This window comes from Gordonibacter sp., from assembly GCF_036667095.1.
GTDB lineage: Bacteria > Actinomycetota > Coriobacteriia > Coriobacteriales > Eggerthellaceae > Gordonibacter.
This window is the reverse complement of sequence record NZ_JAVWUP010000039.1, coordinates 1-19,429: the sequence shown is the minus strand read 5'-3', so window position 1 is coordinate 19,429 and position 19,429 is coordinate 1. Positions and strand designations below refer to the sequence as shown.

The window sequence follows — 19,429 nt, the reverse complement described above, 5'->3', positions numbered from 1 at the left end:
CGTTCCGATTTCATGATCTTGGGCAGCTCCATGTTCACCACCTGCTTCGTTTCTTATCCGACGGTCGAGCCGCCGCTGCGTGTCCCCACTGTTTGTATGGCCATCCGCCCAGCGGACGGCTTCGAGCCTCCGGCGCGCGGGCAACCTTGCGCAGCCGGCATTCCGACTGTTAGAACGGTACGTCCTCAAAGGCGTCGTCGAAGATCGCGCGCCCGATGCGCACTATGGTAGCGCCCGCACGCACAGCCTCGCGCCAGTCTTCGCTCATGCCCATAGAAAGCCCATCGAATACTGCGGCCCGATCTGCACGCATACCGCTGCGCAACACGGCTTGCAAGCGAGCCAGACCCTCGAACGCGTCATGTGCCGCGCACCTCTCACCCCGTGGCGCCATGGTCATGAGGCCGCGCACCCGCACGTGGGAAAGCTGGCCGCACACGTCCAGCAGCTTCGCCACATCGTCTGGCGCCAGGCCGCTCTTACTGGCCTCTCCCGACACATTCACCTCAAGCAGCACATCCTGCACCTTGCCCGCAGCGGCAGCAGCCTCGTCGATCTTGCGCGCATGGCGCTCTTCATAGAGCGAATGGATGAGCGTTGCCGAACCCACGATGGCGGGTATACGGCGAGATTGGATGTTGCCGATGAAATGCCAGGTCTCGTCGGGATAGAGGGCCGCTTTCTCCATCAGGCTGTCGGGGCGATTCTCGCCGAAATCATGAGCTCCCCCGGTTACTGCCTGGCGTACGGCCTCGGGTCCCACCGTTTTCGACACGGCCACGATGCGCACCTCGCCCGGATTGCGTCCCGCTGCGCGGCAGACTTCGGCCACCTCGTCGGCCACCCGCTCGAAGCGCTGCTCGATACCCATAGAATCACCCTTTCTGCAAAACAGCGAAGGCACCGTGGCGCCCGCAGGTACCACCCGTCGCCCGATAGGAGAAGTACGCATCCGGATGGCAGGCCGTGCACACGCCCGCATCGACGATGCGCTGCGCATGCAGACCCGCAGCCTCGAGGTCCGATGCTACGGCTCGTGCCAAATCGACATGGCGGCCATCAGGCGCCACGGCCGGGCCGAACCGCTCGACAAACTGCGCCCTCACATCGAGGCCGGTCTCAAAGCACCCTGCGTGGATATGGGGGCCGATATAGGCGTTGTACGCAGCAGCCGCCTCGATACCCAGCGAAGGCTCATCGCGCTCGGCGAGCTGCTGCACGGCCTTGCCGGCAACGCCCGCCACGGCACCACGCCAACCGGCATGGACAACCGCGAAGCGTCCGGTGGGCGACACGATGATAACCGGCACGCAATCGGCGAAGCAGAGCAAAGCAGCCACCTGGGGCACCTCTACTACCAGCACATCGGCACCTGCCAGCGCAAGCGCACGCACCGCCTCAAGAGAGGGGGCATCGGATGCGCGCACCTCAACAATCCGGTCGCCATGCACCTGGTTCGCCATGACCAACGGCGCGTGCGCTGCATCCATCGCCTCAAGCAGCAAGGTACGGTTTCGGGCCACGGCCTGCGCATCGTCGCCGACGTGCCCGCCCAGGTTGAGAGCAGAAAACGGGCCCTCGCTCACACCCCCTGCACGCCCGGTGAACGCGATGCGCACGCCCGTACGGGCAAACAGCTCCTCATCGGTGAGCGCTGATAAGCGACGCGCGCCAAAAAGGCGCGCGTCGAGTTCTGGAATCGGCAGCCGCTCAGCCTGTATCGTGCAGTCGCCTTGCACCTAGCGCTGACGCTTCAGGAAGTCGGGAATGTAATCCTCGTCTGCAAAGCGACCGTTGCCGGACGTCGTAGAGTAGGACGCCGGAGGTGCGGACGGCTGGGACAGAGACGACATCGACGGCTCGGAGACCGTGGACGCGAACAGATCCTTGCGCGGCGAGAAGTCCATGGCAGACTGCTGCTGCGAGCCGTTCTTGAAGCCGGTCGCGATGACGGTGATGCGCACCTGGTCGCCCATGCCCTCGTCGACGATCTGGCCATAGATGATGTTAGCGTTGTCGTCGGCGCAGGCCTCGACCGTGCGGGCAGCAGCGTCGACCTCGGTAAGCGTCAGGTCCGGGCCACCAGCGATGGAGAACAGAACACGCGAGGCGCCCGCAATGGACGTCTCGAGGAGGTTCGAGTTCGTGGCCTGCTGGGCAGCATCGAGGGCACGGTTCTCGCCCGAGGAGATGCCGATGCCCATCATGGCCGTACCCGCGTCCTTCATGACGGTGCGGATATCCGCAAAGTCAAGGTTGATCAGGCCGGGGATGGTAATGAGGTCCGTGACGCCCTGGATGCCCTGGCGCAGCGTGTCGTCGGCGATACGGAACGCGTCGAGCATGCTGGTCTTCTTGTCCACGATCTCAAGCAAGCGGTCGTTCGGGATGACGATGAGCGTGTCGACTTTCTGGGACAGCAGATCGACGCCCTGCTCCGCTTGGTTGCGACGAGTACGACCCTCGAACGAGAAGGGCTTGGTGACCACGCCTACGGTAAGCGCGCCGATCTCCTCGCGCGCGATCTCGGCAATGATAGGGGCAGCGCCCGTTCCGGTGCCACCGCCCTCGCCAGCCGTGACGAACACCATGTCCGCCTCGGCGAGCGCTTCGCGGATCTCCGCACGGCTCTCCTCGGCCGCCTGGCATCCCACCTCGGGATTCGCGCCGGCGCCCAAGCCGCGCGTCAGCTCCTCGCCGATGTGGATAGTCTTGTCGGCATCCGACATGAGCAGTGCCTGGCGGTCGGTGTTGACGGCGATGAACTCGACTCCGCGCACACCCGCCTCGACCATGCGGTTCACGGCATTCGTGCCGCCGCCTCCGACACCGACGACCTTAATGACCGCCAAATGCTCGGAACCCATTTTGTTTGGCATTGTTATCCTCCACACCTGCTGCGTTATTTAAGCTGCGTTTCCCTACCGTGGTACACTTCACGTGGGGTTATTGTACACGATGCAAGTCCGATTGCAAATTAGACACGGACGAAATACAAATAAGTAGAAAAACAGTAACTTCCCGCCCACACGAAGCCTCCCCACAAGAGCCATCCCCCCAACAATCCCTCTCCTCCCAGCGAAAGAACCTGCGCCCAGGCGGATGCCCGGAAGGGTCCGCCGCGAGATTCCGCAGGAGCCGAACAGCCCAGCGGGCTGTTCGCGCGACCTCAGGACGTGCCCGAGCGGCGGACCCTTCCGGGCATCCGCCGTCCCGCAGGTTACGAGAGCGACCTCCAGGTAGGTCTCTCCACGACGCGCACGTTGACATAGACCACCCCGGGGTTCTCCTCCATGATCTTCAGCACGACGCGTTCCTTATCGCGAATATTCTCAGCCTTGCCAAACGCGATCTCGGTGCCGTCGTCCAGCACAAGCTTCGTCTCCTCGGCTCCCGCAGCCGACACGGTCTTCACCCGGCCGGAAAGCTCCGTCGTCATGCCGGACACGATGTCAAGCGCGTTGTTCACGGTGGCGTCGGTGCAGTAGGTGCCGATCCCAGCCTTCGTGCCGTACGGCACATCGACGACGGAAAGCGCCGCGGCGGCATCCTCGTATATCTTCGGACTGGTCTTCTTGCCAGCTTCGGAGTCCTGGTCGGGAATGGGCATGAGCCACATATGGTCCGAAGCGACCGCCCACTTCCTTACAGTCTTCGCATCGTCGGTGGGCACCTCGACGGTAGCCTTAATAGTGCGCTCGGTCACCGCCAGCTCAAGTGTGTTGGGAAACACACGCTTCACCTCGACATCCTGCACCCAGGCGTTCTGGAGCAGGCTGTTGCGTATGCCGGAAGCGTCCACGCGCAAAAGCGTCGTGTCCGCAGGCACGCTGGCCATGGCCTCCATGTCGGCTGAGGTGAGGTGCTCCACGCCGGTCACAGACACATTCTCTATAGCGAACAGGCTGGAGCCGTACACAGCGATACCGCCAATGATCAACGCCGCCGCTACTCCAGCTATGACAGCCAGGCGCACCACGTAGCGCCGGTACGTTTTCTGCGCCCGGTCGCCGCGCTCGCGCGGTGCCACATCGCCCACGCGCACCGAGGTAAGCCGCTGCTGCGGCCGGGCGCCACCGGAGCGGGAAGCGTAGCGACCCCCCGGCATGGCGCGGTATCCCTGCTGGGACGCGCGCGAGGATGCCGGCGCGGAAGGGCGGCCGGAGGAAGGGCGACTTGCAGCGCTACTGCGGGCAGAGGGCCGCCCCGTAGCTCGAGGGGCCGACGTACGCGGCGTCCTGCCGGAAGGCGCCTGGGCGCGCCCGCGTGCGGGCGCCTTACGCGAACCCGAGGAAGCGGACTTCCGGTTGTAATTCGATGCCATAGGTTTCGTTTACCTTTGCCTGTACGAGTTCAATGAGATCTTTCACGTCGCGCGCCGTAGCATCGCCCGTGTTCACGATGAAATTCGCGTGTACCTCCGACACCTGTGCACCGCCGCAGCGGGTGCCTCTCAAACCCGCTCGCTCAACGAGCGAGCCGGCCGAATCGCCTGTCGGGTTGCGGAACACGCTGCCGCACGAAGGGTCCGTGAGCGGTTGCGTCTTCTTCCGCCGAGCCAGCGATGCCTCCATCTTACCGCGTATGAAGAAAGGATCGGCAGGCTCTACGGAAAGTTCGCATTCGACGACGACCTCGTCAGGCAAAAACGAGCTTGAGCGGTACGCCCACGCGATCTCGTCGCCCGCACGGCGCGCAAGCCCCTTGCTTGGGGAGAACGTCGTCACCGACGCCACGCGCTCGCCGATCCATTCATCGCGCGATCCCGCGTTCATGCGCAGGGCCCCACCTACCGTACCCGGTGTGCCCACGCAGAACTCGAGGCCCGCTAGCGAACGGCGGAACGCCTCCTGTACCACTGACGACAGCGGCACGCCCGCACCTACGCAGAACCGTCCGACCTCCTCGTCAAAGCGACACGTGCGGAAATCGCGTCCGAGCGTGACGACCACACCGGGAAAACCCTCGTCGGCCACGAGCAGGTTGCTCCCCCGACCCACGACCACCCAGGGCACGTCCATAAGATCACACACGTCTATCAGGCGCGCAAGGGCGCCCACCGAAGCAACCTGCACATAGAAACGCGCAGGGCCCCCAATGCGGTACATGGTGTGCCGGGCCATGGGCTCGGCCGGGTACACGTCGCCGTCGAACTTGTCGTCGACGAGCAGCGCCTCGAGGGCGGATGAGGCATGGCGTGCAGTCACGGCGCGCCCTCAGTCCCGCACTGCAGCGGACGGCACCTGCGCGTGGGACAGCGCATCCACCAGCTGCGGCCCGATAGCCGTCACATCGCCTGCGCCCATGGTGATGACCAGATCGCCTGCGGCCGCCTTCGAGGCGAGGTACGGCACGACCTCGATGCGTCGCGGCACGTAAGCGGCATCCGGATGCGCCGCGTGATCCAGCACGACGTTCAGGAACGTCTTGCCGCTCACACCGGGCACGGGAGCCTCGCCCGCCGGGTACACGTCCATGAACGTGACCGAATCGGCTGCGTCGAACGCACGTGCGAACTCGTCGTGCAGCACCTCGGTGAACAGGGAGGCACGCGAGTAGCGGTGCGGCTGGAACAGCACGTGCACATGGCGGTACCCCAATTTGGAGGCCGCCTCGATGGTAGCGGCGATCTCGGTAGGGTGGTGCGCGTAGTCGTCCACCACCGTAATGCCGGCCACGTCTCCCACCAGGTCGAAGCGACGCCGCACACCCGCGAAGTCGACCAGCGCAGCAGCGGCTGCCACGGCATCCATGCCGAGTGCATCCACCAATCCGATGACGCCGGCAGCGTTCAGCACATTATGCTCGCCAGGGTTCTGCTTGAGGCCCGCTGCTATCTCGCGCCCATCGGGCAGGCGCAGGCGAAACTCGCTGCCTACGCCATGCGGCTCCCAGCCAAGGATGCGAATGTCGCAATCCTCGCCGAAGCCGTAGGTGAGCAGCGTGCGGCCCGTTGCACGGGCAAGCGTCGTGAGGGCCTCGTCCTCGGCGCAGGCGACGCATACGCCGTCCGCCGGAACTGACGAGATGAACGCGCTGAACTTCTCGTAGATCTCGTCTAAGTCGCGGTAGTGGTCCAGATGGTCGGCTTCGATGTTCGTGACCAGCACGGCATGCGGCGACAGATAGGTGAACGACTTGTCGCTCTCATCTGCTTCCACCACGTAATGACGACCTGCACCCGAGTGGGCATTAGTGCCGTAGGCACGCACGATGCCACCGATGAGGAACGTGGGATCTTCCCCGATAGCGTCCATGACGCTGGCCAGCATGGACGACGTGGTCGTCTTGCCGTGCGTACCCGCCACGGCAAGCGTGCACAGATCGCTTCCCAGATGCGCGAGCATCTGCGCACGGTGCCAGATGGTCAAGGCGCGTTCGTGGGCGGCGATGAGCTCGGGGTTGTTGGCAAGGATGGCCGTGGACACCACGACGACGTCCACCCCTTCGGGGATATTCGCCGGATCGTGCCCGATATGCACGTCGATACCGGCGTTTTTAAGCTGCTTGGTGTAGCGGCTCTCCTTCAAGTCAGACCCGCTCACGCGCATGCCCTGGTCGAAGGCAACGCGCGCGATACCGCTCATGCCCACGCCGCCGACCCCGATGAAATGCACCGATTCGATACGTTGGTTTTCCATAGTGCTGTTACAGCCCTTCCCTTATGAGTGCGCTTCCATGGTAGCCCATAGGGGACTCACCGCGCTGCATCCATCACAACATCTGCCAACTTAGCCGCCGCATCGCGCGCCTTTTGCGCGCGCGCCGCCTCGCTCATGCGCGCACGTACCTCTGCATCTTCGACCAACGTGCACACCAGGTGCCCGAACTCGGGAGTGTCCACTTCGGCATCGGCGATCATGAAGGCGCAGCCGGCATCGACGTAGGAACGCGCATTCGTGGTCTGGTGATCCTCCGTCGCATGCGGAAACGGCACGAGCAGCGCTGGCAGGGCGCGTGCCGCTATCTCGGCAAGCGACGTGGCGCCTGCACGCGATACGATGGCGTCGGCCGCCGCCATGACCTCGCCCATACGATCCTGATAGCCGAACAGGTGCCAGCGCTGCTGCTCAGCGGAAGTCAGCGCCAACTCGTGCGTGACAGCCTCGAGTTCCCGAGGGCCCGTCACCTGCACGACATGCAGGTCGTCGTAGGACAGAAGCGCCTCCTTCAAGGCGCAGACGGCCTGGTTCAGGTGCCGCGCACCCAGGCTACCACCCGTGACCAACAGCATGCGCGCATCCTCGGGGATACCCAGCAATTCGCGCCCCTGCTGGCGCGTGGCCGAAAACACCGAAGCACGCACCGGGTTGCCCGTGACCACCACGCGATCTCGTGCCCGTGCGTCGAGCGCACCGGCAGCATGCTCGTAGGTCAGGCACACGGCCGCTGCGCGACGGGCCAGATACTTGTTGGCCATGCCCATGACCGAGTTCTGCTCGTGAACCACAACCGGGATGCCGCACTGCTCGGCAGCGCGCGCCACCGGAATGCATACGTAGCCGCCGAAGCCCACCACCACGTCGGGCCGTATCTCGCCGAACCATCGCTTGGCCTTACCCGTGCTTTTCTGCAGCTTCAACGTGGATGTCAGCAGGGTGAGCGGCCGGCTTCGGTCGAAGCCGGCCGCCTCGAAACCGGTGAAGGGTATGCCAGCTTCGGCCACCAGGCGCGCTTCCACGCCCGTGGGCGTGCCGGCAAAGCGCACGTCACAGCCGCGTTCGACCAGCACGTCCGCCAGCGCGAGCGCCGGATTGATATGGCCGGCGGTTCCACCGCCGGAGAGGACGACCAACATGATGCTACCTCCTGCCTCTGCGCGACGACGAGCCACCCGACCGCCCCGCATCCGCATCGTTTCGTTTCGAGCCGCGCGAACTGAGCGCATCCCAACTGATACCGCCCGAGCGACGCGATGCGCCCGAGGGAGCCTCGGCATCCGAGCTGCTGCGACGCCCGCTGCGCACCGGCTCCCGCACCGGCTCCGGCTCGGCGCGCACGATACGCAAGTCGGCTCGGCGACGCTCGTAGACGCTTGGCTCGGTGGCAGCGCCTTGCGACACCGACAATATCAGCCCCACCATGATGAACGTAGCGATGAGGGAAGAGCCGCCCGACGACACGAACGGCAGCGGCTTGCCCACGACCGGGAACCAGCCTATAACCATGGCGATGTTGAGGAACGCCTGGAACGCTATCATGATAGTGCAGCCGCCCGCCACCATGGTGCCGAAGTTATCCGGTGCCGACCGTGCAATGCGCATGCCGGCATACAGCAGCGCCAAGAACAGCGCAATGACGGCAAGCGCACCCACCAAGCCCAGCTCCTCGCCGATAATAGCGAAGATAAAGTCGGTGTCGGACTGCGTGAGGTACAGGTACTTCTCGTGCGAGTTGCCCAGCCCCACCCCGAACAGCCCGCCGCTGGAAAGCGCGTACAGCGAGTGGATGATCTGGTAGCCATTGCCATAGCCCCCCTCGCCGTCTTCCCAAGGGTTCATGAACACCAGCAAGCGCTCGCGACGGTATTCCGTGCCGAAGATGCCCACCAGACCGAGGGCGACGACCACGCCTGCGACCAGCGCCAGGGTACGCCAAGGCACCTCGCCGAGCCACATAACCGCCAAAATACCCACGACGCAGATCATGGCCGTGCCCAAGTCGGACTGCGGGCCGAGGATGATGAGCACCGGGGACAGCACGAGCACGAACACCATCACGAAGAACTGCGGAACGCCGAGCAGCCCCTCTCGGAAGTCCATGAACAGGCGTGCCGCTACGAGCACAAGGGCTATCTTGGCGAACTCAGAGGGCTGCAAGTTCACCGGTCCGAGGACAAGCCAGCGCTGCGCCCCCCACTCGTCCTGACCCGCGCCCGAAAAGATGGTAGCCACCAAGAGCACAAACGCAAGAAGCCATACCGCCCATACGATATTGCTGCGCCAGAGAGAGTAGGGAACGAACTTCCAGGTGATAAGGGCCAACACAATGCCCACCAGGGCAAATTTAACCTGATTGAGCATATCGGTCAGGGTGTTGACGGCATCCACCGAATCGGCGTTGGACAGCGCGATGACCGACGAGGTGGAATAGATCATGACAAAGCCGAGGAGCGTCAGCGCTAGAACCGACAAGAGCAGGATGAGGCGAGGCCCCAGGATATGCTCGGGAACCTCCCGCCCCGCACGTGCGGCTTTGGCTACCATGGCGATGCCCCCTATGCCCCCGCGCGTGCAGCGCGATCGGCTACGAGGGCCTTGAAGGCGCGCCCGCGCTGCTCGAACGAGCCGAACTCGTCGAACGAGGCGCAGGCCGGCGACAGCAGCAGCACATCACCCGGCTGGGCAACGCGAAGAGCCGCGTCGAAAGCATCTTCCAGGTGGGAGGCGCGGACAACGAGGAAGCTGTCGCTCGCAAGTCCCCCAACGTCAGCGAGGGTTTCCGCAGCGTCGGCCGCTTCCGAGGGATGGCAAGCCGCCGGAGCCTCGAACGCGGCAGCAAAACGCTCTCCTGCGGATCCGAAGCAAACAGCAACCGATGCAGCAATGCGAGCCGCCTCTACCAGCGGTGCGAGGTCGGTCCCCTTGTCGTCGCCGCCCAGCAGCACGACCACGCGCTTGCCCGGAAAGGACGAGAGCGCCTTCAGTGTCGCATCGACGTTCGTGGCCTTGGAGTCGTTGTAGCAAGAGACGCCACCCACGGTACCGCAGGGCTCGATACGGTGCTCCAGCGGCTCGAACGTGCGCAGGCCGTGCGCCACGCGCACGCCATCGGCACCCAGCGCCAGCGCCGCAGCAGCGGCGGCAAGCGCATTGGAGACGTTGTGCTCGCCCTCGATCAGAAGCTCGTCGGCACGCACCAGCGCGTGCTCGCACCCACCCAGCGCAATGCGCAGCAGGCCGTCCCAACCCAAGAATGCCGCATTGTCGCTGCCGCAGCGCATGCGCATGTCGCCGTCGAGCCCCGCGTACGTGCCCAGAGGCACGTACGCGAAGCCACGCTCCTCCGGTGTCTGCGCTCGCAGGCGGCGCACCTCGGCCCGCACGATGTCGTTTGTTGCATCGAGCACGGCCGTCGCACCTGCGACGGTTGCCAGGTTCTCCAAAACTTTGCATTTCGCTGCGCGGTACGCCTCGAAGGTACCGTGCCAATGCAGGTGGTCGGGGGTGATGTTCAGCAGCACGGCCACATCGGGCGCGAACGCGCTGGTCGAAGCAAGCTGATAGGACGACACTTCAGCCACGTACGTGTCCACCCGGCCCGAGACGACGGCCTCGATGCAGGTATCGCCGATGTTGCCCACCGCGGCTGCGCGTCGGCCATCCGCTCGCAGCACATGAGCGGCGAGCGAGGCTACCGTCGTCTTGCCGTTCGTGCCGGTGACGGCCACCCAGCGGCTGTCCGCATCGCTCTCGCGCCACGCGAACTCCACTTCGCTGACCAGTTCGTCACACACTTCGAGTGCACCGACGTACAACGGCGAGAACGGCGGGATGCCGGGACTGGGAATGCAGAGGTCGAACCGGCCGTCTAAGGCACCCGCCGCCAGTTCGCCCACAGCCCCCTCGCCAAACGCGACGGTAGCGCCCCGCTCGGCAATGGCCGCCGCGAAGGCGTGCGCGCTCTCGGTCGGCTCGCCTGCCGCAACGGCCAGCGCGTCGACGCGCCCGCCCAGTTGCCCCAAGCAGTACTCGACTGCGGCCCGGCCGCTCTTGCCCAGCCCTAAAACGAGCACGCGCCCTAAACTCTCCGGCGCGCGCTTTCTTCCCGGTATCATGGCCGCTGCCCCCATGTACTACATCACCGCCATGAGCGTCTCGGCGAAGTAGATCGAGAACCCGGTTGCAGCCAGCACGCCCGACACAATCCAGAAACGCACGACCACCTTCGTCTCGCTCCACCCCTTTTTCTCGAAGTGGTGGTGCAGCGGCGCCATGAGGAAGATGCGCTTCTTCGTCTTCTTGTAGTAAACCACCTGGATCATAACGGACAGGGCCTCGGCCACGAACAAGCCGCCAATGATCAGCGACACGAACTCGCTTTTCGTGATGATGGCCAAACAACCCAGCGCCATGCCCAGCGCCAGCGACCCGGTGTCGCCCATGAAGATGTCGGCCGGAAACGAGTTGAACCAGAGAAACCCGATGCACGCGCCCGCGATGGCGGCCGCGAAGATGGCCGGCTCCAGCATATCGGAGCGGTAAGCGATGGCCGCCATGACGATCATGACGATCATGACCGTGCCAGCCGCCAGGCCGTCAAGGCCGTCAGTGAGGTTCACGGCGTTACACATGCCCACCATCAGGATGTTCATGAAGATAAGGTACAGCCACGGGATGGCGATGCCGTCACCGATAGGCACGACCGTGGTGAGGATGCCGAAGTCGAGCTGGATGATGAAGGGGATGTCCACCACCGGCGACACGCCCAGCCAGTTCACCGCCACCAACACGAATGCCGTTGCGATGGCGAACTGACCGAGCAGCTTCGCTTTGGGGGTGAGCCCCAGCGAGCGCTCCTTCACCACCTTGGAAGCGTCGTCGACGAGCCCCAGCAGGCCGGTGAGCACCGTGGCTCCCAGCAACACGAACGTCTCGGGCGTGGGAATGCCGATACAGAGCGCCACAGCAACGACGGCCACCAGCATAACGACGCCGCCCATAGTAGGCGTGCCCTGCTTCACCAGGTGGCTCTCGGGGCCGTCGGCGCGCACCTGCTGGCCGATCTGGCTGGACCTCAGTAACTTGATCCATAACGGCGTCAGCACCATGGTAACGACGATAGCGGCTACGATAGCCAAGAAAACCAGGAACGTCGGATATTGCGAGAATACAGCAAACATCAGTTGACCAGTCCTTCAACCACGCGCTCAAGGCCCATGAAGCGCGACGCTTTCACCAAGACAGCGTCTCCGGGCTCGACGCAGGTATCCAATTCTCCGAGCACGTCCGCAATAGTTGCGGCGCGCACGATACGGTTCTCGTCCATGCCGGCCGCCTGGGCGCCGTCGGCAATGTGCGCCGAAAGCTCGCCAACGCACACCAAACGGTCCAGCGGCAGCACGGCAGCAGCCTGTCCGACGCCCTCGTGGCAAGCGGGCGCGAAATCTCCCAGCTCGCCCATGTCGCCCAGCACGGCAATATGACGGCCGGGCACCTTGAGCGCGCAGAACGTGCGCAGCGAGGCCCGCATGGAGTCGGGGTTGGCGTTGTAGGAATCGTTCACCACCGTGAAGCCGGCGCGGGCGCGCAGCACTTCCTGGCGTCCCGCCTCAGGCACAGCGCCCGCAAGCGCGGCAGCCACCGCGTCAAGCGTCATGCCGAACGCGCGGCCCACAGCTGCGGCGACGCAGGCATTGGACACGTTGTGCAGGCCACGCAGGTCGAGTGTGCACGAGGCAACCTCCTCAACCGGCTGGTCGCCTACGGTATCTTCACCGAATCCAAGCGCATGCAGCTCGAAGCGCGGACGGCCCTGTTCGTCGAGCTCGACACGTTCAGCCCACACAGACGGGCGCGCCTTCTCGCTCGCCGAGGCACCGTCACGACGGAGCTTCGCTTCCGACGAGCCGTCGAACAGCACCGTCTCCACGCGGCGGACATCCAGGCGGGCATCCTCGCGCACGAAGTCCGCGTAATCGTCGGCAGCGTTCACGAACGCACGCCCCGTACCCTCGGGAAGCTCGCGGAAAAGCTCGGCTTTGGCACGGGCGATGTTCTCGCGGCTGCCGAGCAGCTCGATATGGCTCTCGCCCACATTCACGACGATGCCCCAATCGGGACGCACGAACGAGCAGAGGCTCGCGATCTGCCCTGCGCCGCGCATGCCCATCTCCACGACTACGGCCTGCGTGTCGACCTCGGCAGCCAAGAGTGTCTTGGGCACGCCCAGCTCATTGTTCTGGTTGCCCGCAGTAGCCACGACCGTGTGCGCGCTCGCCAGCACATCGCGTACCAGGTTCTTCGTAGTGGTCTTGCCGGTCGAGCCCGTCAACGCGATCACGCGTCCCTGCAGGTGCGTGCGCCACTCGCGGGCCAGATCGGTCACCGCGGCGGCTGTATCAGGCACGTCGATGAGGGCACAGCCCAGTTCGCGGGCCAGAAGGCAGACGGATTCGTCCACCGGCTGCATGACCAAGGCGCCTAAGGCGCCGGCACGCAGCGCCGCGGCCAGAAAGTCGTGCCCGTCAACGCGCTCGCCCGGAAGCGCTACGTACAAGTCGCCCGGCCCCACGTCACGCGAGTCCCAGGTAAGCCCCGTCAACAGCGCCCGCGGGTCGATGGCCTCGACCACGAACGTGCCGCCCGTACACCGGGCAATCTGCTTGGCATTCAGGCGCATGAGCTACCCCTGCGTCCTGTCGACCGAGCAGAACGCTCGTTCCAGCTCCTCGGCTGCAACGATGCAGTCGTCAAACGACCGGACCTCGTCGCCGACGATCTGGTAGTCCTCGTGGCCCTTGCCCGCAATGAGCACCGAGTCGCCCGCCTGCGCCTGCGCGATGGCAGCCGCGATAGCTGCGCGGCGGTCGGCCTCCACCGCAAAACGCCCCTCGCCCGAGCCCATGCCCGTGACGATGTCGCCGATGATGGCCATCGGGTCCTCGTGGCGCGGGTTATCGGACGTAACCACGGCGAAATCCGCCGCAAGCGCGTTCTTTCCCATGATGGAACGCTTGGCCGAATCACGGTCGCCACCGCACCCGAACACGCAGATAGTGCGCCCCGCGGTCAGTTCTTTGATGGAGCCCAGCGCCTTCTCCAACGCATCGGGCGTATGCGCGTAGTCCACGAACACCGACACCCCGCCGTCGCAGGCAGCATGCACGCGCTCTAGGCGGCCGGGAATCTGCGGGGCCTCTTTCAGCGCGTCGACGATAACTTCGGGCGAGAAGCCCAGCTGCAAGCCAATGCCGAACGCGCACATGATGTTCTCCACGTTAAACTTGCCCACCAGCGGGTAGTCAAAGCGGTAGACCGTGCCGCGTACCGCAAGCTCCACGGAGGTATGAGTGGGAGCGTACTCCACGTTCACCGGATGGATCTGCGCAGATGCGTCGAAGCCCGTCGTGACGATGTTGTCTTCGTTAGTGGAGCAGCGGCGCAGCAGCTCCTTGCCCCACTTGTCGTCAATACAGATGACGCGCTTGGCAGGATAGTCCTTCGAGAACAGAAGGGCTTTCGCTTCGAAATACGCCTCGAAGGTGTGGTGGTAGTCGAGATGGTCCTGCGTCAGATTCGAGAACGCCGTGACAGCAAAGGTCGTGGCCCAGGTGCGCGCCAGGTCCAAGGCATGCGAGCTCACTTCCATGGCTACGGTGTCGCAGCGCTCGTCGCGCATGCGGGCGAACATCTGCTGCAAGTCGGGTGACTCCGGCGTCGTATGCGCCGACTTCTCCATCGCCTGCCCGATGCGCACGCCCACCGTGCCGATGACGCCAGTGCGCTTGCCGGCCACGTGCGCGATATGCTCCACCAGATAGGTCGTGGTGGTCTTGCCGTTGGTGCCGGTAATGCCCACCAGCTTGAAAGCGCTCGACGGATGGTCGTAGAAGTTCGCCGCTGCAGCCGCCATGGCCTTGCGCGTGTCCCGCGCCACCACCTCGGTAATATCCGTAGCGTCGGCCAGGTACACTTTGCGCTCTACCACCAGCACTTTCGCGCCGCGGTCGATGGCATCCTGTGCAAAAGAGTGCCCGTCAGCCGCGAGGCCCACGATGCAAAAGAACATATCTCCAGGCTGCACACGGTCGCTGCGGTAGGCGATGCCGCCCACTTCTTCGGACTCGTTGCCGATGATGGTGCAGTCGATGCCCGCAAACAGCTCAGCGCAGGTTTTCCCCATGGTGATCTATCCTCATTCCGGCAGAATATTGAAACGGTCGATGGCTGTTGACATTATATCCTTAAACACTGGCGTGACGATGGAACCGTATTGGGTCTCGTTGGCACCCACAAAACAAACCAATTGAGGGCCGGTCGAGTTCGCAACGAAGCCGGTGAACGCCATGTTGTACACGCCCTTCCGGTAGCCGCCGTTCACCTCGTCGTATATCTCGGCCGTGGACGTCTTGCCTGCCACCTGGTATCCCTCGATGGCAGCATCCGCACCCGTGCCCTCGGTGACCACGGTTTTCAGCATGCCGATCATGTCAGTGAGCGCCTTCTCGCTGCCGATGACCTTTTCGGTGGCGTATTCCAACGTCTCGCCGGTCTGCGGCTTGCTCACCAGGAAATGCGGGGTGCATTCCACCCCACCGTTGGCAAGGGCGCCGTAGAAACGCGTCATCTGCAACGGCGTCACCGACACGCCTTGGCCGAAGCTAATGTTGTAGCCCTGCACCTTGCCCCACTTGTCGAAGGACAGCAGCGAGCCTAGGTTGTCGGTGCCCTCTTCGCCCTCGCCGGGGTAGTCCACCCCGGTGCGCGTGTGGAGGTTGTACTCGTTGATCTTGTTGTACAGGTTCTGGAAGCCCGACACGCCGTTGGCACTGGCGTTCTCGGTGGCCAGCGAAATACCCACGTTCGACGACTGGTCCATGATCTGGCGCAGAGTGTAGGTTGCATCTCCGCGGTCATGGGCATCCTTGATAATATATCCGTCGGCTTCGATCTCGCTCGGACAGAACAGCTCGGTATCGGGTGCCATCGTACCCGACTCCAAAATAGCCATGGCCGAGACGGATTTGAAGATGGAGCCAGGCTCGAACAGGTCCGTTACCGCCTGGAGCTCCGTCGCGCCGGGCTTGAGGTTCTCGCGGTCGTTGGGGTCGAGTAGGGGCAGCGAGGCGGCTGCGTATATCTCGCCCGTCTCGGCATCCATGACCACGGCGCTGCCACCACCTGCGGTAAGCCCTCCCTCGTCGGCCAGCAGGCGGTCCTCCACATATTGCTGGAGCTCGATATCGACGGCTATCATGATGTCCTGGCCGTCCACGGCAGGTGTCTTCTCGCGCACGCCGCCGGGGATGGGCGTGCCGTTACGGCCACGCTCGGCCTCGTAGCGGCCGACCTCTCCATGGAGGGCGTCGTCGTAGTATTTCTCAAGGCCGCTCAAACCGTTGCCGTCGATGTCGGTCAGACCGATGATCTGCGCCCCCACCCGTCCGTTCGGGTAAGTGCGCTTCGTGTCGGCAATGAAGTAGATGCCTTCGAGCTTCAGCTCTTTTACCTGCTTCGCCTTTTCCACGTCGGCTTTGCGTTGGATGAAAGCGAACGTGGTGTTGTTGGCCGAAAGCTTGCTTTCGAAGTCTGCCGCCTCGCCACCCAGCACGCCCGCCAACGCCGAGGCCGTGGAGCGGATGTCCTCGACCTCGGAGGGGTTTGCGTAGATGGTGGTGGCGTCTACGCTCACAGCCAGCACCGTGCCGTTGCGATCGTAGATGGTGCCACGCCGTGGCTCGATGTCGAAGCCTACCGTGCGAGCCTCCTGCGCCTGGGCAGAATAGGTGGGAGCGACGATAACCTGCAAGTACACCAACCGTACAAGAAAAAGCGCCGCAAGGACGGCGAATATGACGAGGGGGACGAACACGCGACTCGAATCGGCGGTGCGGCTCGTGCCCGCTGCGCGCGCGGATCGCGACGACGGTGCTCGTCCGGCACTGCCTCGCGGCATGCGCGGCTTATGGGACCTGCCTGACACGCTGTTACTCCGCGGTCGCGGCGAGATGGGCGCTTTCGGACAGGGACAGGTTGCCGGACGCATCGGTGGCCACCACGTCGGTGCCCACGTCGATCGTACCCACCGTTTCAGGGGCGGCCATCTTCAGCTTGGCGGCCTCGTTTTTCACGTTCGTAGGATTCGAGAGCGCGCTCTGGCGCACCTCGAGGTTGCTGCCAGCTGCACGAGCCTGGGCTATCTGACTTTCCAGCTGCTGGGCTTGGACGGACTGAGCCACCGTTGCCGAGCCGATGGCCACCCGCAGGCAGCAGAGCAGCGCCGCCACTACCAGCACGACGGCTGCGGCCTTCGCTAAAACGACAAGGCTCGAAGGGGCGGTCTGGGTGCCGGTACGGGGCTTTTGGCCCGGGACAACACGAACGCGCGGACGCTCGGGGCGGACTGGTAGGCGTGCGGGAGAACCATAGGAATATGCTCGTGCTGCTTCTGCCATGACCAACCCCCTTTTCTGTGTTTAATGGCTGCGTTTCGGTGGTCGTGGATATTCGATTTGCTTATCGTACGTACGGGACGAACCCGACGTCGCTTGTCTGTTCTAGGCGCGTTTTTGTGCGATGCGCAGCTTGGCGCTGCGAGCACGGGGATTGCGCTCTACCTCAACGGGTGCAGGCACTATCGGCTTGCGGGTAACGATGTCGAGTATCGGCTTCTTGTTGCACATACACACCGGAAGGTCAGGCGGGCAGGTGCAGCGGTTGGCGAACGTATTGAAGGTGTCCTTCACGATGCGGTCCTCCAGCGAATGGTAGCTGATGACCACCAGGCGCCCGCCCGGATTGAGCCAGCGGACAGCAGCGTCAAGACCGCGACGCAACACGTCCAGCTCCGAGTTGACCTCAATCCGAAGCGCCTGGAAGGTACGTTTCGCCGGATGGCCACCGGCGCGACGCGCCGAGGCCGGGATGGCGGCTTTGATGGTTTCGACCAGCTGCTCGCTTGTTTCAAAAGGAGCGCTTTGCCGTCGCCGCACGACGAACTCCGCAATACGACTGGCCCATTTCTCGTCTGAGTAGGCACGGATGATCCGAGTGAGATCTGCTGCGTTGTAGGTGTTCAAGATCTCTGCTGCGTTAAGGGTTTGTTTCCCCGGGTCCATCCGCATATCAAGGGGGCCATTCTCCTTAAAGGAGAAGCCGCGAGACGGTGTGTCTATCTGCACCGAGGACACGCCTAAGTCGAAGAGGAACGCATCGACCCCGGGTACCTCGGCACTGACCAGAAGCTCGTCCATATCCCCGAAGTTGCCGCGCAAAAGTTCCAGGTTGGGGCGTTGGCTCTCCGGCAGTGCAACGAGTCGGGATTGGGCGGCAGCAAGTGCCACTTCATCCTGGTCGATGCCGATGAGCGTGCCGCCCTGCCCTATGAGCTTGGCCGCTTCGAGGGAATGCCCCGCACCGCCGAGTGTTGCATCCACGAACGTCTGCTGTGGTTGTAGTTTGGATTGTTCGAGGCACTCGGCGAGCAAGACCGGTGTATGCCGATATTCGCTTGTCATTTCGCTCACGTCTACGATCAGCCGAACAACAGGCGAAGATCAGTGTCATCGTCCTGCCACTCGTAACGCTTTGCATCCCAGATCTCGAAGTAACCGGTGTTGCCCACAACGGCAACGTCCTTGTCGATACCGACAACCTCACGCGCTTCTGCCGGCAGCATAATGCGGCCCGAAGCGTCGATCTCGACGTCCTTCGCGCGCGCCTTCAGCTTGCGGCGCAAACGCACATGCAAGTCGTCAGTCTCGTCGTATCCGCCGAACTTGTCCTTGAACACCTTCGACACCCAGCTGTTGAAGCCAGTGGACTCGAAGACGTACAAGCACTCGTCTTTGGGGTTGAGGGTTACTACCAGATCGGTCGAAAGCACACGACGGAACTTCGCGGGAAGCGAAACACGGCCCTTCGCATCGACTTTGAAGCGGAACTCACCGTTGAGATCGACGACGTGTGTCGTCTCGGTGCCTTCCGTCCTGTCGACGAGGTCAGCCATGCCACCCTTCCGTTTGTTGTTACCACTGCGCTTCCGATGCATTGCATTCTATCCCACAATCCCCCACTTCGCAACATTTTTAAGCCCTTTCTCCCCCATTTTGCCACTTTGAAACCCACCCGTTGAACTCGCATAACCTTGATCGCCCACCTTCGCTCAAATCTAAGCGCCATATATAGCCAAACTAAAAAACCAGCCACAACATATAGGCAGATCCTTTACCACGAATCCAAAAACGAAGATTCCGTGTTGCTCCCTCCCACTCCGTCCCACCGCCCCCCTCGGCCGCACGGAGGCCGACCGCATGCCAAGCGAGGCCGACGGGTGGGCTGAGTGGGTCCGGATGGCTGGCTGGCGGGCTGGAGGGTGGGTGGGTCCGGGCGTCGGGTGGGCTGGAGGGCTGGCGGGTGGGTCCCTCTATGCTAAACCACGGTGATAAATGCCCGGCCGTCTCCGGCGTGGACAAAAACGGGCCTCGGGGCAGCCTACAGCGGCCTAATACGGCAGGCGAGAATTCCCGAACTGGCCTTTTGTACGCCGACAGCCTTCATAGGTGCCGCTTCAGCGACCCCGAAGCCCGTTTGTGTCCATGACATTCTGAGTACGATTTCAGAAAAGGCTGGCACACTCGGCTGTGCACGGCGGACGTACTGAGGGCGCGGGCCTTACCAAGATCATGCGCAAAGGGGGATCGAAGCTAGTGGGGCTAGTGGGGCTAGTGGGGCTAGTGGGGCTAGTGGGGCTAGTGGGGCTAGTGGGG

16 protein-coding genes are annotated in these 19,429 nt (G+C 63.7%); all 16 read right to left on the bottom strand.

What is annotated here, in order from left to right:
- Positions 1-169: 169 nt before the first annotated feature.
- Positions 170-871: a YggS family pyridoxal phosphate-dependent enzyme gene (locus RR842_RS05815; protein ID WP_332512255.1), complete on the bottom strand. Its 702-nt coding sequence runs from the start codon at positions 869-871 to the stop codon at positions 170-172.
- Between the two features lie 4 nt (positions 872-875).
- Complete coding sequence (locus RR842_RS05810) at positions 876-1,739, bottom strand: polyphenol oxidase family protein (protein WP_332729224.1); 864 nt, start codon at positions 1,737-1,739, stop codon at positions 876-878.
- Positions 1,740-2,879 (bottom strand): cell division protein FtsZ, encoded by a 1,140-nt coding sequence (gene ftsZ / locus RR842_RS05805; RefSeq protein ID WP_332512258.1) that lies wholly within the window; start codon positions 2,877-2,879, stop codon positions 1,740-1,742.
- A gap of 341 nt (positions 2,880-3,220) precedes the next feature.
- Positions 3,221-4,108, bottom strand: coding sequence for an FtsQ-type POTRA domain-containing protein (locus RR842_RS05800; RefSeq protein ID WP_332521101.1), 888 nt, complete (start codon positions 4,106-4,108; stop codon positions 3,221-3,223).
- A 169-nt stretch (positions 4,109-4,277) separates the two neighbouring features.
- Positions 4,278-5,207, bottom strand: a complete 930-nt coding sequence (gene murB / locus RR842_RS05795) for a UDP-N-acetylmuramate dehydrogenase (protein WP_332710885.1) — start codon at positions 5,205-5,207, stop codon at positions 4,278-4,280.
- A 9-nt stretch (positions 5,208-5,216) separates the two neighbouring features.
- The gene (gene murC / locus RR842_RS05790; protein WP_332729222.1) at positions 5,217-6,641 is read right to left on the bottom strand and encodes a UDP-N-acetylmuramate--L-alanine ligase; all 1,425 of its coding nucleotides are present in this window, start codon (positions 6,639-6,641) and stop codon (positions 5,217-5,219) included.
- 56 nt (positions 6,642-6,697) lie between these two features.
- A complete protein-coding gene (gene murG, locus RR842_RS05785; protein WP_332517700.1) occupies positions 6,698-7,798 on the bottom strand; it encodes an undecaprenyldiphospho-muramoylpentapeptide beta-N-acetylglucosaminyltransferase in 1,101 nt (366 codons plus the stop codon).
- Positions 7,799-7,802: 4 nt separating this feature from the next.
- A complete protein-coding gene (locus RR842_RS05780) occupies positions 7,803-9,206 on the bottom strand; it encodes a putative peptidoglycan glycosyltransferase FtsW (protein WP_332729221.1) in 1,404 nt (467 codons plus the stop codon).
- 11 nt (positions 9,207-9,217) lie between these two features.
- Complete coding sequence (murD, locus tag RR842_RS05775; RefSeq protein WP_332729219.1) at positions 9,218-10,792, bottom strand: UDP-N-acetylmuramoyl-L-alanine--D-glutamate ligase; 1,575 nt, start codon at positions 10,790-10,792, stop codon at positions 9,218-9,220.
- A gap of 3 nt (positions 10,793-10,795) precedes the next feature.
- Complete coding sequence (gene mraY, locus RR842_RS05770; RefSeq protein ID WP_332512269.1) at positions 10,796-11,842, bottom strand: phospho-N-acetylmuramoyl-pentapeptide-transferase; 1,047 nt, start codon at positions 11,840-11,842, stop codon at positions 10,796-10,798.
- The gene (gene murF / locus RR842_RS05765) at positions 11,842-13,341 is read right to left on the bottom strand and encodes a UDP-N-acetylmuramoyl-tripeptide--D-alanyl-D-alanine ligase (RefSeq protein ID WP_332729218.1); all 1,500 of its coding nucleotides are present in this window, start codon (positions 13,339-13,341) and stop codon (positions 11,842-11,844) included. The genes mraY and murF overlap by 1 nt, the downstream gene beginning before the upstream one ends.
- A gap of 3 nt (positions 13,342-13,344) precedes the next feature.
- A complete protein-coding gene (locus tag RR842_RS05760) occupies positions 13,345-14,844 on the bottom strand; it encodes a UDP-N-acetylmuramoyl-L-alanyl-D-glutamate--2,6-diaminopimelate ligase (protein ID WP_332721923.1) in 1,500 nt (499 codons plus the stop codon).
- 12 nt (positions 14,845-14,856) lie between these two features.
- Positions 14,857-16,644, bottom strand: a complete 1,788-nt coding sequence (locus RR842_RS05755) for a penicillin-binding protein 2 (RefSeq protein WP_332721925.1) — start codon at positions 16,642-16,644, stop codon at positions 14,857-14,859.
- A gap of 4 nt (positions 16,645-16,648) precedes the next feature.
- Positions 16,649-17,116, bottom strand: a complete 468-nt coding sequence (locus RR842_RS05750) for a cell division protein FtsL (protein ID WP_332512274.1) — start codon at positions 17,114-17,116, stop codon at positions 16,649-16,651.
- 102 nt (positions 17,117-17,218) lie between these two features.
- Positions 17,219-18,178, bottom strand: coding sequence for a 16S rRNA (cytosine(1402)-N(4))-methyltransferase RsmH (gene rsmH, locus RR842_RS05745; RefSeq protein WP_332512276.1), 960 nt, complete (start codon positions 18,176-18,178; stop codon positions 17,219-17,221).
- 17 nt (positions 18,179-18,195) lie between these two features.
- A complete protein-coding gene (locus tag RR842_RS05740; RefSeq protein ID WP_332512277.1) occupies positions 18,196-18,669 on the bottom strand; it encodes a division/cell wall cluster transcriptional repressor MraZ in 474 nt (157 codons plus the stop codon).
- Between the last annotated feature and the right edge of the window lie 760 nt (positions 18,670-19,429).

What these genes read in the sequence shown, in the direction of transcription:
- RR842_RS05760 (WP_332721923.1), bottom strand. Translation starts at nt 14,844, where the DNA reads ATGGGGAAAACCTGCGCTGAGCTGTTTGCGGGCATCGACTGCACCATC.
- RR842_RS05780 (WP_332729221.1), bottom strand. Translation starts at nt 9,206, where the DNA reads ATGGTAGCCAAAGCCGCACGTGCGGGGCGGGAGGTTCCCGAGCATATC.
- RR842_RS05800 (WP_332521101.1), bottom strand. Translation starts at nt 4,108, where the DNA reads ATGCCGGGGGGTCGCTACGCTTCCCGCTCCGGTGGCGCCCGGCCGCAG.
- RR842_RS05815 (WP_332512255.1), bottom strand. Translation starts at nt 871, where the DNA reads ATGGGTATCGAGCAGCGCTTCGAGCGGGTGGCCGACGAGGTGGCCGAA.
- ftsZ (WP_332512258.1), bottom strand. Translation starts at nt 2,879, where the DNA reads ATGCCAAACAAAATGGGTTCCGAGCATTTGGCGGTCATTAAGGTCGTC.
- mraY (WP_332512269.1), bottom strand. Translation starts at nt 11,842, where the DNA reads ATGTTTGCTGTATTCTCGCAATATCCGACGTTCCTGGTTTTCTTGGCT.
- murG (WP_332517700.1), bottom strand. Translation starts at nt 7,798, where the DNA reads ATGTTGGTCGTCCTCTCCGGCGGTGGAACCGCCGGCCATATCAATCCG.
- murD (WP_332729219.1), bottom strand. Translation starts at nt 10,792, where the DNA reads ATGGGGGCAGCGGCCATGATACCGGGAAGAAAGCGCGCGCCGGAGAGT.
- RR842_RS05740 (WP_332512277.1), bottom strand. Translation starts at nt 18,669, where the DNA reads ATGGCTGACCTCGTCGACAGGACGGAAGGCACCGAGACGACACACGTC.
- murF (WP_332729218.1), bottom strand. Translation starts at nt 13,341, where the DNA reads ATGCGCCTGAATGCCAAGCAGATTGCCCGGTGTACGGGCGGCACGTTC.
- RR842_RS05750 (WP_332512274.1), bottom strand. Translation starts at nt 17,116, where the DNA reads ATGGCAGAAGCAGCACGAGCATATTCCTATGGTTCTCCCGCACGCCTA.
- murC (WP_332729222.1), bottom strand. Translation starts at nt 6,641, where the DNA reads ATGGAAAACCAACGTATCGAATCGGTGCATTTCATCGGGGTCGGCGGC.
- rsmH (WP_332512276.1), bottom strand. Translation starts at nt 18,178, where the DNA reads ATGACAAGCGAATATCGGCATACACCGGTCTTGCTCGCCGAGTGCCTC.